This is a genomic window from Streptomyces torulosus (assembly GCF_001419765.1).
In the GTDB taxonomy this organism is placed as follows: Bacteria; Actinomycetota; Actinomycetes; order Streptomycetales; family Streptomycetaceae; genus Streptomyces; species Streptomyces torulosus.
Genome location: NZ_LIRK01000082.1, coordinates 1 through 14,127, shown reverse-complemented (window position 1 = coordinate 14,127; position 14,127 = coordinate 1). Strand labels below are relative to the sequence as shown.

Below are 14,127 nucleotides of genomic sequence, written 5' to 3'. Positions count from 1 at the left end.
GGCTACGAACTGAAGGCCGACAGCGGCTCCCCGAACCGTCACACAGCCGACACCCCCGACGCCTGCTGGCTGTTCGCGGACCGGCTGATCGCCGTCGACCACCAGGAGGGCCACACCTACGCCGTCTGCCTCGCCGAGGACACCCCGGCCGCCGCCCGCGAGGCCGGCGAATGGCTCGACACGGCGCTCGCCCAGCTGACGTTCATCGCCACGAACCCCACCCTGCCGCTGCGGTCGTCCGCGCCCTACCCGCGCGCCGCCGAACCCTGGCTGGTGCGCGACCGCGCCACCTACCTCGCCGACATCGACGCCTGCAAGGCCGAACTGCACGCCGGCACCAGCTACGAGGTCTGTCTCACCAACGCGGCCCGTTTACCCGCCCCGTACGACCCCTACGACTTCTACCGGGCGCTGCGCCGCGTCAACCCCGCCCCGTACGCGGCCTTCCTCAGGTTCGGCGACCTCGACATCGCGGGCTCCTCACCCGAACGCTTCCTGCGGATCACCCGCGACGGCCTCGCCGAGGCCAAACCCATCAAGGGCACCGCCCCGAGAGGCGCCACACCGGAGGAGGACGACCGGCTGCGCGAGGGACTCGCCGCGGACGCCAAGACCCGCGCCGAGAACCTGATGATCGTCGACCTGCTCCGCAACGACCTCGGACGGGTCTCGCGGACCGGCACCGTACGCGTCTCCCGCCTCATGGACACCGAGACCTACGCCACCGTGCACCAGCTCGTCTCCACCGTCGAGGGACGGCTGCGCGAGGGCACCGACGCCGTGGACTGCGTCCGGGCCTGCTTCCCGGGCGGCTCCATGACCGGGGCGCCCAAGCTGCGCACCATGGAGATCATCGACTCCCTGGAGACCGAGGCGAGGGGCGTCTACTCGGGCGCCCTCGGCTACCTCGGCTGCGGTGGCGGCGCCGACCTCAACATCGTCATCCGCACCGCCGTGTTCCAGGGCGGACGCATGCACCTGGGCGCCGGCGGCGCGATCGTCCTCGACTCCGACCCGGCCGCCGAGTACGACGAGATGCTTCTGAAGACCGCGGCACTCATGCGGGCCCACCGCGAACACGCCTCCGCCCCGGCCGTCACCGAGGAGAGCACCCGATGACGACGACACCGCACCCCACGCTGATCGAGGCCGCCGCGGCCATCCCCGCCCAGCGGAGCGCCTCCGCGTCCCGGCCGGCCGACGCGAACGCCCCCGGCAACCTCGCCGCGCACCTGGCGGCCCTCGCCGAGCGCCGAGGCTGGACCGACCGCCCCGCCTTCCACCAGGGCCACCGCGCCCACACCCACGGTGCCGTCCACGACCTCGCGGCCCGCACGGCCACCGTGCTGCACGACCACGGAGTACGCCCCGGCGACCGGGTCCTGCTGGCCCTGCCGGACTCCGTCACCTGGGTCACCACCTTCCTCGCACTCGCCCGACTGGGCGCGGTCGCGGTGCTGGTCAACCCCGAACTCCCGCCGCCCGACCTGCAGTTCATGGCGGACGACACCGAGGCCGTGCTGTGGGTGACGGGACCCGGCCTGGACCGGAGCCTCCCGGCCCGCACGACCACACCCCCCGCGGCCCCCCGAGCGCCACGCCTCGGCTCCGACCAGCTGACCGCGCTGACCGCGACGGCACGGCCCATGCGGACGGCGCACCCGGTGGACGCCCACACCCCGCTCTACATCCAGTACACCTCCGGCACCACGGGCCGCCCCAAGGGTGTCGTCCACGTCCATGGCGATCCCAGGACCTACCACGACCTCATCGGCCGCCGGGTCCTGCGCATCACCCCCGACGACGTCGCCCTCTCCGTCTCCCGGCTCTACTTCGCCTACGGCTTCGGCAACGCCTTCGTCTTCCCCCTCTTCTCCGGCTCCAGCGCGGTCCTCACCGACCGCCGACCCACCCCCGCGACCGTGGACGAACTGGTCGCCCGCCACCGTGTGACCCTGCTGTACTCGGTGCCGTCCGCGTACGCCGCCCTGGTCACCGACCTGGCCGACGGGCACGAGGGCTGCTTCGCCTCGGTACGCGCGGCGATCTCCGCCGGCGAGGGCATGCCCGCCGGCATCGGGAAGCAGGTCACCCACCTGCTGGGCGCCCCCGTCCTGGAGCAGATCGGCTCCACGGAGGCGGGCCACGCCTTCTGCGCCAACGGCTTCGACCACAACCACCCCGGCACGGTCGGCCGCCCCGTCCCCGGCTTCGAGATCGAACTGCGCGACCGCGCCGGCAACCCCGTGCCCGACGGCGAGACCGGCGAACTCTGGGTGCGCGGGCCGACGGTGACGCCCGGCTACCTCAACCGGCCCGAGGAGTCCGAACGGGCCCTGGTCGGCGGCTGGCTGGGCACCCGGGACCGGGCCCGCCGCGAACCCGACGGCACCTACCGGCACCTGGGGCGCGCCGACGACATGGAGATGGTCGGCGGCATCACCGTCTCCCCGCTGGAGGTGGAGGCCCTGCTGCGCACCCACCCCGGGGTGCGGGACGTCGCCGTCGTGGCCGTCACCGACGAACGCGGCGCCAGCCGGCTGCGGGCCTTCGTCGTTCCCGTCCCACCCATCGGGGTGGGCCTGGAGGCCGAACTCATCTGCAAGGCCCGCGACAACCTCGCCGCCTTCAAGGTCCCCCGCAGCGTGAGCTTCGTGCCCACCCTGCCCCGCACCGCGACCGGAAAGCTCCGCAGGCACCTCGTCCGCCAAGGGGCGTGGTGAGCCATGGCCGTCACGTCCGCCCCCGCCACCGCAGAAAGGTTGGGCACCATGCGACACCAGCAGCAGGCCGGGCCGAGCGCACCGCCCGTGCTGGCCGGGCGCGGCTTCTACCTGGGCTCGATGCTCCGGGAGGCCGCCGACCGCCACGGGCAGGTCTTCGTCACCCTCGACCGGCCCCTCGACGTCGCCCCCGCCGCCGGGACCGACCTCACGTACGCCACCCTTGCCGACCTGGTCGACGAACTCTCCGGCCGCCTCTGGGAAGCGGGCGTACGCCCCTCCGAGGAGGTCGCCGTCCACAAGACGGACAACGTCGACATCGTCCTGCTGACCTGCGCTATCTCCCGTATCGGCGCCGTCCCCGTCCTGCTGTCGCCCGGCCTCGCGGGCGCCGTCGTCGGACAGCTCCTCGAACGTCTCCACCAGCCCTGGCTGATCACCGACCGCGCCAAGCTCGACGGCCCGCTGCGGGACCTCGACCTCACCGGCGTCGTCCGGCGCACCCTCTCCGTCGACGACGCCCCGGGGGCCGAACCGCTGGAGAAGTACGCGGGCGCGGCGACCCCCGCCGCCGTACGCCTCCACCCCCGCGAACCCTCCCTGATCACCCACAGCTCCGGCACGACCGGCGTCCCCAAGCTCGCCGTGCACTGCCCCCACACCATGTGGAACCGGCTCGTCCCGCAGAAGGCCATGGGCTGGCCCACCCGGGGCGAGACCGCCGCGCTGCACATGTCGTTCGTGCACTCGCGCTTCTACCATCTGCTCGGCGTCCTGCTGCACTTCGGCAGCCCGCTGGTCCTCATCCTCGACCCGGAACCGGCGAACGTGGGCCCGCTCCTCGCCCGCCACCGCCCCGGCATCGTCGAGACCCACCCCAACACCTTCGTGCTGTGGGAGGAACTGGCCGACGCGCCCGGCGCCCCGCTGTCCCGCGTCCGCTCCTACGGCTCCACCTTCGACGCCATCCACCCCCGGACCGTGCGCAGGCTGCTGGACGCCTCCCACCGGCGCTCGCCCTGGCTGATCCAGCTGTACGGGCAGAGCGAGACCGGCCCGGTCGCCTTCCAGTGGTTCACCCGCCGCAGCGCCGCCCGCGCGGACGGCCGCCGGGTCGGCATCGGCATCCCCGGCTTCACCCGCGTCCGCGTCGCCGACGAGACGGGCCGCCGGGTCGCCCCCGGCACCCCCGGCCGCATCGAGGCCCGCACCCGCGGCCGCATCCTCACCTACCTCGGCGCCCGCGAACGCTATCTGCGCCAACTCGACGGCCACTGGTGGCAGATGGGCGACATGGGCTACCAGAGCCGCTGGGGCGCCCTCCACCTCATCGACCGCGAGATCGACCAGATCGACTCCGTCCACAGCAACCTGGAGGTCGAGGACACCCTGATGTCCCGTCTGGAGGAGCTGCGCGAGGTCGTCATCGTCCCGGGCGCCGACCGCGAACCCGTCCCCGTGGTCTGCGTACGCGGCGAACGCCCCCTGGACCCGCGACGCTGGCAGGAGGCCACCGCGGACCTGCCGGCCATGGCCGAGCCGAGGCAGTGGCGGTTCGAGGACCTGCCCATGACCTCCACCTGGAAGGTCAAGCGGGTCGAGATCACCCGCATGCTCACCGAGGGCGCCCGCACATGACGACGCCGGCACTCGTCGTGGGCGCCGGCCCGGTCGGTCTCTCCGCCGCCCTCGCCCTGCGCGCCCACGGCCTCCCCGTCGTCCTGCTCGAAGCCGACCCCGAGGGACGCGAACGCCCGGGCAGCCGCGCCCTGTTCGTCCACCGCGAGACCCTGGAACTGTTGGAGTCGATGCGCCCCGGCCTGGCGTCGACGATCGCCGCGTACGGGCAGACGTGGCACACCAAGCGCACCCTCTACCGGGGCCGCGAGGTCTACGCGCGCACCTTCCCGCCGCCCACCGGCACCCCGCCCTTCACCAGCCTCCGCCAGGTGGACACCGAGCGCTTCCTGCTCGCCGCCTGCGAGGACGCCGGAGTGGAGTTCGTGTGGGACGCGCGGATCACCGGCGTGCACACCGACCCGACCGGGGTGCGCCTCACCGACGCCGACGGCCGCACCTGGGAAGGGACGCACGCCGTCGCCGCCGACGGCGCCCGCTCCGCCGTACGCCGCGAACTGGGCATCCCCCTGGAGGGCACCCACGGCGAGGGCTTCCATGTCGTCGTCGACGTCGCCGACATCCCCGGAGCCGAACTGCCCCTGGAGCGGGTCTTCCACTACGAGCACCCGGCGCTCGGCCACCGCAGCGTCATGCGCGTGCCGTTCACCGGCGGCTTCCAACTCGACCTGCAGTGCCGGGACGACGACACGGCCGAGGAGTACGGCACCGAGGACGCCGTACGCCGCTGGCTGCCCGAGGTCGTCGGCGACGGCTACGGCGACCGCGTCCTGTGGGTCTCCACCTACCGCTTCCTGCGCAAGGTCGCCGCCGTCTTCACCGACCCGCACCGCCGGGTGCTGCTCGCCGGTGAGGCCGCCCACCTCTTCCCGCCGTTCGGGGCGCGCGGCATGAACAGTGGGATCGCCGACGCGGCGGCGGCCGCCCGGGCGGCCGCCGACGGCACGCCCGAGGCCGTCGCCGGCTTCGCCGAGGTCCGGCGCGCGGCGGGCCTGTTCAACAGCGCCGCCGCGGGCACCGCCCTGGACCATCTGCGGCCGCGGCGCCGTATCGTCCGCGTCAAGCAGCGCGCGGCGGCTGCCCTCGCCCCCGTCGTTCCCCGGTGCGGCGCCTGGCTGGAACACGCGCCGTACGGCCCCCGGCACGGCGCCCCGGCCGTCGCGGGCCGCAAGTACTGAACCGGGATCGAACGAACACAGGAGCACTGAGTGACACAACCGGCCATCGCGGAAGGTCTGTCGACCTGGTCCCCCGAACACGGACTGACCCCCGGTCAGGCCCAGGGCGGGCGGCTGCTCGTCGCGGACTCCTGGTTGCTGCGCGACGGGCGGGTGCGCGGTTTCGACCGGCACCGGGAGCGGTTCCGGCGGTCCTGCGGCGAGTGCGGGGCACCACCGCTCGGCCGGGTGGTCGACTTCTGGACGGACATGACGGCCGCGCTGCCCCGTACGGGGGAGTGGTTCCCCCGGGTGGAACTCGCCGCCGGATCACTGGAGTTGCGCCTGCTGCTGCGGCATGCCCCGCCCCTCGGTGCCGAGGTGCGGGTGTGGGCGGCCGGGCAGCCCGACCCGCGCACCGTGCCCCGTCGCAAGGGACCCGACCTGGACGCTCTGGCCCGGGTGCGCGGCCGGGCCTCCGGTGCGCAGGCCGACGAGGCCGTACTGATCGCCCCGTCCGGGCTGGTCCTGGAGGCCGCCAACTCCAGCCTGCTGTGGTGGGAGGACGACACGCTCTGTCTGCCGCCGCCCCGGCTGCCCGTCCTGCCCGGGGTGACCACGGCGCTCGTCCTGGAGCGGGCGGCCCGCACCGGGGTCCGGGTCGCCCACCGCGAGCGCTCCCTGGCCGACCTCGACGGCCGCGAGGTGTGGCTCGTCAACGCCCTGCACGGGATCCGCCCCGTCGCCGCCTGGACCGGCAGACCCATGACCGCCGGCCGGGCGGTACACGCACCACAATGGCGGAAATGGCTGGACAGCATTATGGAGCCGCTTCCCGAAACATAGGAAACAGGGAGCGAGGCAACGGGGCGAGGACAAGCGCCGGGCCGAATGGAAATCGGCCCGGCGCATTCAGTGCCGCACTACCTGTGAAATTTCACTTCTGTACCGGCTGATAGGCGCCGGGGACCATCCGGGTCGCGATCGCTATCCGGTTGTAGGCGTTGATCACGGTGGCCGCCCAGATCAGTGCCGCGAGCTGCTCGTCGTCGAACACCTCGGCCGCGGCCGCGTACACGTCGTCCGGCACATGTCCCTCGTCCACCGAGGTCACAGCCTCGGTGAGGGCCAGCGCGGCCCGCTCCCGGGCGTTGAAGAAGGGCGTCTCACGCCAGGCGTTCAGCGCGTAGATCCGCTGTTCCGTCTCGCCCTGGGCGCGGGCGTCCTTGGTGTGCATGTCCAGACAGAAGGCGCAGCCGTTGATCTGCGAGGCGCGAATGCGGATCAGTTCGAGGATCTCCGGCTCGACCTTCGCGTCCCGCGCCGCGGAAACGGCGGCGGAGTGCAGGGAGCCCATTGCCGCGGACACATCCGGGGTGATTTTCTTGAGGGCCACGCGAGATATGGAATCGCTGTTGCTCATGGGGAGAACTCTATATGCGAATTACTCGCCGTGTAACTGTTTCGTCTCGAAGCGACCCGGACCACAACCGCCGGCCGACGCCGGCTGTCTACCCCCACACAACCTACAAAACGCGTGAAAGGGAAAGGCCCGCCATGGGGGACATAGGAAGAAGAGGCGCCATCGCACTGACCGTCACCGGACTGCTGGCACCGCTCACGCTCGCGCTGGGCACGACGCCCGCACAGGCGGCGAGTTGCACGACATCGGCCGGGCCGTACCAGAAGCAGGTCGAGAAGTTCCTCGGCCGACCGGTCGACGGCAGGCAGTCGGCCGCCGACTGCCGAGCCATCAAGGCGTTCCAGACCAAGCACGGCATCAGCCCGAACATCGGCTACGCGGGCTCCGTCACCTGGGGCGTGATGGACCTGATGAACAAGCAGAAGGCTGTCGGCAAGAACCCGAACAAGGCCGGGAAGTGCCCGGTCAACAAGGGCCGCATCGCCTGCGTCGACCTGACCCTCCAGCTGAGCTGGATCCAGGACGGCAGCAAGCTCGTGTACGGGCCCGTGCCCGTCCGCACCGGCCGCGACGGCTACGAGACCCGCACCGGTCTGAAGAAGATCTACTGGCGGCACATCGACCACGTGTCGTCGATCTACCACGTGCCGATGCCGTACAGCCAGTTCTTCGACGGCGGCCAGGCCTTCCACTCCGTCGGTATCAGTGTCTGGAACCCGCCGGGCTCCCACGGCTGCACCAACATGACCACCGCCGACGCCAAGAAGTACTGGTCCCTGCTGAAGAAGGGCGACGACGTCTACGTGTACGGCCGCAAGCCGGGCACCTGACGCACCGCCAGGAACCCGGCCCCACGGACCGCCGTGCACGTCACGCCTCGGGCGCGTCCCCGAAGTCCGGGATCTCCAACCGCACCCCACCCTGCCGCGCGGACTCGTGCGCGACGATCCCCGGCAGGGTGTAGCGGGCCGCCACCCACGCGTTGACCGACGGCAGGGTGCGGGAGTTCACGGCGGTCACGAAGTCGTCCACCAGGAAGTGGTGGCTGCCCTCGTGGCCGTTGTGCAGATGGTCGAACGCCCGCGGCAGCCGCGACCGGTCGTGCACCGGCGCCGAACCGGAGGTGAACGCGGCCCGCAGATCCGGCGCGATGTGCTGGAGTGACGGATCGTCGGGGGACAGCGTCTGCTTGGGTTCGAGCAGCTCGCTGATGTCCTTCACCCCCTTCTTGTCCTGCCACAGCGCCACCGTGGCGAGCTGCTCCATGCTCGCCTCCGTCCCGAAGAACCGGAAACGGGACTCCCGTATGTGCGAGGGGTAGCCCACCCGCCGGAACTCGTTCGTACGGAACGAGCCGCCGCCCGCCACCTCGAACAGCGCGGTCGCGTTGGAGAAGTTGTTGCCGAACTGGCTGACGTCCTTGTCGAACACCCCGTCCCCGCGCCCGTCGACGACACCGATCGCGGAGACGCTCACCGCGTGCGTCTGCCAGGCGCCGAGCACCCCGCCCACCGAGTGCGTGGGGTACAGCAGCGGGGGATAGCTCGCGGTCTGCTTCCAGTTCTCGCCGCCGCTGTACTGGTACGCCTCGTAGAACCCGAGGTCCATGTCGTGGACGTAGTCGCCCTCGGCGTAGAACAGCCGCCCGAAGGCGCCCTCGGCGATCTGGTTGCGGGCGTGCACGGTCGCCGGGTTGTACTGACTGGTCTCACCCATCATGTAGGTCAGCCCGGTCGCCCTGACCGCGTCGATGATCGCCGCGATCTCCTCCGTGGTGATCGCCATGGGCACCGCGGAGTACACATGCTTGCCGGCGTTCAGACCCTGGAGGACCAGCGGCCCGTGCGTCCAGCGCTGGGTGAAGATCGCGACCGCGTCCACGGCCTTCGACTCCAGCATCGCCTCGTACGAGGGGAAGGTGCCGGCCAGGCCCTGGGCGGCGACCAGGTGCTCGGCCCGCTCAGGCAGCAGATCGGTGACGTACACGTCGCCGACACCGGGGTGGGCCTGGAACAGCGTGGCGAACTGGCCGGAGAACTGGCCGGCGCCCACGATGCCGAGGGAGAACGTCATGGAAGAGATGCCCTTCATGGATCGACAGGTCACTGCGAGAGGATGAGGTTGATCTGGTCGTTGGTCTCGTCGAGACTGCTCACCGGCTTGCCGTTGCCGTAGATGTCCTCCATCGCGGGCTGCATCAGCGCCGTCATGTCGGCCGAGTAGCTGGCGATCGGGTAGGAGAACGTCCGGAAGCGCTTCTTGTCGGCCACGGGCTCGGTGAACGACGAGACGTCGATGCCCTTCTTCCGGTACGCGGCCACGGCGGCCTCGGTGCCGGCCGGGGTGGCGGGGAACACGACGCCGTACCCGCCGACGACCTTCTGGCACGTGTCCGAGGCCAGGTAGGACACCCACTTGCGGGCGCCCTCCTTGTTCCTGGACGCCTTGGTGATGGAGTCGGCGAGGCCGTTCATCATGGTGGCGCGCTTGCCGGTCGGGCCGACCGGCGTCAGGGCGGTCCGGATGTCCTTGCCCTTGAAGCCGGCGTAGGTGGAGATCATCCAGGCCCCGTCGAACGCGGTGGCGGCCTTGCCCGCGGCGATCTGGGTGTTCTGCTGGTTGGACTGGACGTTGTAGTCCGCCAGGGGCGGCATGTACCCCTTCTCGGCCAGGCCGAAGTACCACTTGATCACGGACTGGAAGGTCCTGCTGTCGTACTGGTACTTCGTGCCCCAGCGCGCCTTGTCGAGGTAGTCCCATCCGGCGGAGGCGGCGAAGTTGCTCCACTGGGTCTGGCCGTCGCCGTAGCCGCCGCCGCCCGTGGCCAGGCCGTACACCTTGACGTTGTGCCTGTCGAAGCCGGGTTCGTCGCCCCGCCTGCCGTTCCGGTCGATCGTGAGGTGGGCGATGGCCTTCTCGAAGGTGCCGCCGTCCTCGGGGTTCCAGGAGAGGCTGTTGAGTTCCTCGGGCGTGAGCCCGGCGTCGGCGGTCATCCGCGCGTTGTAGAACAGGGCGACGGTGTCCCAGTCCTTGGGGGCGCCGTAGCGGTGTCCGTCCTTGCCGATCCAGTTGGCGGCGAGCCCCGGCTGGTAGGCGGAGTCGTCGATGCCGAGGTCGTCGAGCGGTTCGAGGACCTTCAGGTCGGCGAACTGGCCGAAGTTCTGGATATGGTCGGTGAACACATCGGGCTGGGTGCCGGCGATGAAGCCCGCGGTGAGCTTGGTCCAGTAGTCGGACCAGCCCAACTGCGTGATCCTCACGTCCAGTTCGGGGTTCTCCTTCTCGAACCCCTTCGCGCAGGCCTGGTAGGCGGGCAGCTGGTTGGCGTCCCACAGCCAGTACGTCACCGTGTTCGAGGACGCTCCGGTGCCGCCGCCCTGCGCGCAGCCGGTCACCAGGGACAGCGTCAGCGCTCCGGCGAGCGCGGTCAGCGTACGAAGTCGCATCAGTGGTCCCTCACTTGATCCCGGTGAAGCCGATGGAGCTGACGATGCGGCGGGCGAAGCAGCCGAAGAGCACCAGCATCGGCAGCGCGGCGATCAGCGTCGCGGCCGTGAGCCCCGACCAGTCGACACCGGTCGCCGGGGTCTGCGCCCGGAAGATCGCCAGGGCCACGGTCAGGACGCGTGAGCTGTCGCTGTAGGACACCATCAGCGGCCAGAAGTAGTCGTTCCAGGCGGTGATGTACGTCAGCACGGACAGGGTGATGATCGGCGTGGACGCCATCGGCAGGACCACCCGGAAGAAGATCTTGATCTTTCCGGCGCCGTCGAGCAGCGCCGCCTCCTCCACCTCGCGCGGGATGTTCATGAAGAACTGGCGCAGGAAGAACACCGCGAACGGCGTCATGAAGAGGCTGGGCAGCGCGATGCCGAGCAGCGAGTCCACCAGATGCAGCTCCTTGATGAGGACGAAGTTCGGCAGCAGCGTGAAGATGGTCGGCACCATCAGCCCGGCGAGGAACAGCCCGAACACATGGTCCCGGCCCCGCCATCGCAGCCGGGCGAAGGCGTAGGCGGCCATGGCGGAGAAGAAGATCTGGCAGCCGGTGATCAGGGTCGAGACGATCACCGAGTTGAGCAGATACCGCCAGAAGTCGAGCCCGCCGCCCGCCCCGCCCTGGGCGATGGCCTCCTCGGCCGACTGGAGCCCGAGGGCCCGTTCGAAGCCGCTGGTGGTGATGTCCACGGGGAACGGGTCGGCGGGGTCGGCGTTGAGTCCGGCGTTGCTGGACAGCGCGGTGCGCAGGATCCAGTAGAAGGGCAGCAGGGTGATGAGGACGATCAGGCCCATCGCGGTCCAGGCGGCGGCCCGCCCGAGGGGGAAGCGGCGCCGGGCGGGGCGTACGGCCGGAGCCGGGGTGGGCGCGGGGGCCGAGGTCGATGGTGTGGTCACGGTGGCCATGTCGGTGTCTCCTTTCCGTCAGCCGAGGTCGCTCCGGCCGGCCCGGGTGAGCCGGTACTGCAGGACGGTGATCGCGCTGAGCACGACGAGCAGGGCGACGGACATGGCCGAGGCGTAGCCGAACTGGAAGCGGCCGAAGGCGGAGCCGTAGATGTAGTACTGGAGCACGTTGGTCGCGTTCGCGGGGCCGCCCGCCGTGGTCACCGCCACGGTGTCGAAGACCTGGAACGAGCCGATCACCGTCATGATCAGCACGACCGCGAGCACGGGGCGCAGCAGCGGCATGGTGATCCGCCAGAACATCCGCCACTCGCTCGCGCCGTCCACCCGCGCCGCCTCGTACACGTCGTCGGGGATCGCCTGGAGACCGGCGAAGATCAGCAGCGCGGTGTAGCCGACGTGCCGCCACACATTGATCAGGGCGATGGTGGGGATCGCCCAGGTCTCGTCGGCGAGGAACGGGATGCGGTCGACGCCGAGGGCGCCGACGATCTCGTTGCCGATGCCGAGCTGGGTGTCGAGGATCCACAGCCAGACCAGACCGGCGACCACGTTGGACATCAGATACGGCGTGAGCACGATCCCGCGCAGCAGGGCGGACCGGGTGAGCCGCTGGAGAAGGACGGCGATGGCGAGGGCCGCGACCGTCTGCACCCCGATGTTGATGACGACGTACTCGACCGTGACCGTCAACGAGTCCCAGAAGATCGGGTCGTTGACCATACGGACATAGTTGTCGAGGCCGACCCACTGCGGCGGGGTGAGCAGGTTGAAGCGGGTGAAGCTCAGGTAGACGCCCCGCAGGGTCGGCCACAGCAGGAACACCAGGAAGCCCAGCATCGCCGGGGCGATGAACAGGGCCGCGACCGGGCCGTCGCCCCGGGCGCGCGCTCTCCCCTTCTTCGTCGGTTCCAGGGGTTCGGCTCCACTCAGGGGAAGGCGGGACGGCGGGCTGCTGGAGGCGACGGTCATCGGAGGCTCCCTCGTCGGCGGCTCGGCCTCAAAGCTCGCCACTTACTTTCGTTGCGAAAATATTCGGCCGTCAAGAGGTGGGCAGACATCTTCTGGTGGCGGTTCGAGGCGCGCTACGATGGTGGTGTTGCTTCCGCTATGAAAAAAAGAGGGTGTGGGAGTGTGACCCCATGACCGCTCTCGCTGCCAGTTGGCTGCCGCTCAGCGCCGGAGAACGCGCCGTGGCGATCGAGGTGCTCGTGCACGGCCCGCTCTCGCGCACCGACCTCGCCCGGCGACTCGGCCTGTCCGCGGGAAGCCTCACCCGGCTGACCAAACCGCTGATCGAGTCGGGGCTCCTGGTCGAGACCGCCGAGGGTGCCGCGCTCCCCGAGACCCGACAGGGACGCCCCTCCCAGCCGCTGGACATCGTCGCCGAGTCCCGCACCTTCCTCGGCTTCAAGATCACCGACGACATGGTGTACGGCGTGGTCACCACCCTCAGGAGCGACATCGTCGCCCGGCACGACCGCCCGCTCACCTCCCACGAGCCCGAGCGGGTCGCCGATCTGCTCGCCGAGATGGCCGGGGAACTCGCCGGCCGCCACCCCTCCCTCGCGGGCATCGGCATCGGCGTCGGCGGACTCGTCGAGCACCAGGCCGTGGTCGGCGAGTCACCCTTCCTGCTGTGGCGCGACGTCCCGCTCGCCGGACTCGTCGAGGAGCGCACCGGCCTGCCCGTGGTCGTGGAGAACGACGTGGCCGCGCTCGTCGAGGCCGAGACCTGGTTCGGCGCGGGCCGCGGCCTCGACCGCTTCGTCGTCCTCACCATCGGCGCCGGCCTCGGCTACGGACTCGTCCTCGGCGGCACACGGGTCCGCAGCGGCGAGGAGGACCGGGGCTTCGGACGCCACTGGATCATCGACCCCAACGGTCCGCTCACCCCCACCGGCGAACGCGGCAGCGCCGTGGCCATGCTCACCGTCCCGGCCATCCGCTACCAGGTCCAGGCGGCGACCGGGCGTGAGGTGACGTACGAGGAGATCCTCGCGCAGGCGGCGGCCGGCGATCCGATGTGCGCGCGCGTCGTCGGCGAGGCGGGCCGGGCGCTCGGCACGCTCGTGGCCCAGATCGCCAACTTCGTCATGCCGCAGAAGATCCTGCTCGCCGGGGAAGGGGTCGGGCTGATGGAGGTCGCGGGCCGGGCGGTGGACGACGCCGTCCGCGCCAACCGGCACCCCCTCGCCGCACCGGTCCCCCTGGAGACCAAGGTGTCCGACTTCCATGACTGGGCGCGCGGCGCCGCCGTCCTTGTCATCCAGGTCCTGGTACTCGGGGCCGCCGACTCCTCCACGCAGAGTGATCAGCTTCACGGTCCGTAATGTCCGAACTGGGATCTTTACTCACGTCGGCTTCACGTCCGACGACATAGGGTTTACATCATGTCCACTACCCCTGATGTCGTCCTGGAAAGAGCGGAAAGACCGGTACGCACGGCCGCCGAGGTCAACGAGGAGATCCGGGCGCTCTGGTTCCGGAGCGGCGGGACATTGAACACGGAGCAGCGGAGCACGTACGAGCGCCTCGTCCTCGAATGGGCCGCGGCCCAGTAGCTCCCCCCGGCCGCGGCTCCCTCGTGGCTGATCGTGACGGGGCGCTCAGCCCCAGGTCTGCGAATACTGGCGGCGGTAGGCCGCCCGGTCCTGTTCCGTACGGATGAAGCGGGTCGCCGCCAGAGCGACCATGCTCCCGGCGACGACCAGAAGGCCAGGACCCACATTGCGGGGGTCGGCGAGGCGGTCGATCAGATCCGACGCGGCACCGGACGCGT

At 70.7% G+C, this 14,127-nt stretch carries 13 protein-coding genes and 1 pseudogene; 8 read left to right on the top strand and 6 right to left on the bottom strand.

The window, feature by feature from the left end; translation table 11 throughout:
• The 5 genes from pabB to AOK23_RS06970 all read left to right on the top strand — a co-directional run.
• On the top strand, nucleotides 1-1,119 hold a 1,119-nt coding region (gene pabB / locus AOK23_RS06990), incomplete at its 5' end, for an aminodeoxychorismate synthase component I (RefSeq protein ID WP_240496290.1).
• Nucleotides 1,116-2,723, top strand: a complete 1,608-nt coding sequence (locus AOK23_RS06985) for a benzoate-CoA ligase family protein (protein WP_240496289.1) — start codon at nucleotides 1,116-1,118, stop codon at nucleotides 2,721-2,723. The genes pabB and AOK23_RS06985, both read left to right, overlap by 4 nt.
• A 48-nt stretch (nucleotides 2,724-2,771) precedes the next feature.
• A complete protein-coding gene (locus AOK23_RS06980; protein WP_055711871.1) occupies nucleotides 2,772-4,361 on the top strand; it encodes a class I adenylate-forming enzyme family protein in 1,590 nt (529 codons plus the stop codon).
• Nucleotides 4,358-5,539: an FAD-dependent monooxygenase gene (locus AOK23_RS06975; RefSeq protein WP_055711870.1), complete on the top strand. Its 1,182-nt coding sequence runs from the start codon at nucleotides 4,358-4,360 to the stop codon at nucleotides 5,537-5,539. Before AOK23_RS06980 ends, AOK23_RS06975 begins: the two co-directional genes overlap by 4 nt.
• Nucleotides 5,540-5,569: 30 nt before the next feature.
• A complete protein-coding gene (locus tag AOK23_RS06970) occupies nucleotides 5,570-6,364 on the top strand; it encodes an aminotransferase class IV (protein ID WP_055711869.1) in 795 nt (264 codons plus the stop codon).
• A 91-nt stretch (nucleotides 6,365-6,455) separates the two neighbouring features.
• Here the strand turns inward: AOK23_RS06970 and AOK23_RS06965 are convergent, their stop codons facing one another.
• A complete protein-coding gene (locus AOK23_RS06965; RefSeq protein WP_055711868.1) occupies nucleotides 6,456-6,941 on the bottom strand; it encodes a carboxymuconolactone decarboxylase family protein in 486 nt (161 codons plus the stop codon).
• 134 nt (nucleotides 6,942-7,075) lie between these two features.
• Between AOK23_RS06965 and AOK23_RS06960 the strand changes: the two genes are divergently transcribed.
• Entirely contained in the window at nucleotides 7,076-7,771 is a 696-nt protein-coding gene (locus AOK23_RS06960; protein WP_055711867.1) for a L,D-transpeptidase family protein, read from the top strand.
• Nucleotides 7,772-7,811: 40 nt separating this feature from the next.
• Here AOK23_RS06960 and AOK23_RS06955 read toward each other — a convergent pair whose 3' ends face one another.
• Genes AOK23_RS06955 through AOK23_RS06940 form a run of 4 tightly spaced genes read right to left on the bottom strand, consistent with a single transcriptional unit; the run spans nucleotide 7,812 to nucleotide 12,317 of the window.
• Nucleotides 7,812-9,014 carry a Gfo/Idh/MocA family protein gene (locus AOK23_RS06955; RefSeq protein ID WP_055711866.1) on the bottom strand — a complete coding sequence of 401 codons (1,203 nt, stop codon included), beginning with the start codon at nucleotides 9,012-9,014 and terminating at the stop codon, nucleotides 7,812-7,814.
• 29 nt (nucleotides 9,015-9,043) lie between these two features.
• Nucleotides 9,044-10,387, bottom strand: a complete 1,344-nt coding sequence (locus AOK23_RS06950; RefSeq protein ID WP_055711865.1) for an ABC transporter substrate-binding protein — start codon at nucleotides 10,385-10,387, stop codon at nucleotides 9,044-9,046.
• 10 nt (nucleotides 10,388-10,397) lie between these two features.
• Nucleotides 10,398-11,345, bottom strand: a complete 948-nt coding sequence (locus tag AOK23_RS06945) for a carbohydrate ABC transporter permease (protein ID WP_055711864.1) — start codon at nucleotides 11,343-11,345, stop codon at nucleotides 10,398-10,400.
• Between the two features lie 18 nt (nucleotides 11,346-11,363).
• Nucleotides 11,364-12,317: a carbohydrate ABC transporter permease gene (locus tag AOK23_RS06940; protein ID WP_055711863.1), complete on the bottom strand. Its 954-nt coding sequence runs from the start codon at nucleotides 12,315-12,317 to the stop codon at nucleotides 11,364-11,366.
• Between the two features lie 170 nt (nucleotides 12,318-12,487).
• Here AOK23_RS06940 and AOK23_RS06935 point away from each other — a divergent pair, with 170 nt between their 5' ends.
• Nucleotides 12,488-13,678, top strand: coding sequence for an ROK family transcriptional regulator (locus AOK23_RS06935; protein ID WP_055711862.1), 1,191 nt, complete (start codon nucleotides 12,488-12,490; stop codon nucleotides 13,676-13,678).
• Between the two features lie 60 nt (nucleotides 13,679-13,738).
• On the top strand, nucleotides 13,739-13,909 hold the full coding sequence (locus AOK23_RS48360; protein WP_169800280.1) for a hypothetical protein: 171 nt from the start codon (nucleotides 13,739-13,741) through the stop codon (nucleotides 13,907-13,909).
• Nucleotides 13,910-13,954: 45 nt separating this feature from the next.
• On the opposite strand, the pseudogene AOK23_RS49465 reads toward AOK23_RS48360, so the two are convergent.
• Nucleotides 13,955-14,127 (bottom strand): annotated as a pseudogene (locus AOK23_RS49465) (S1 family peptidase); the annotation flags it as partial.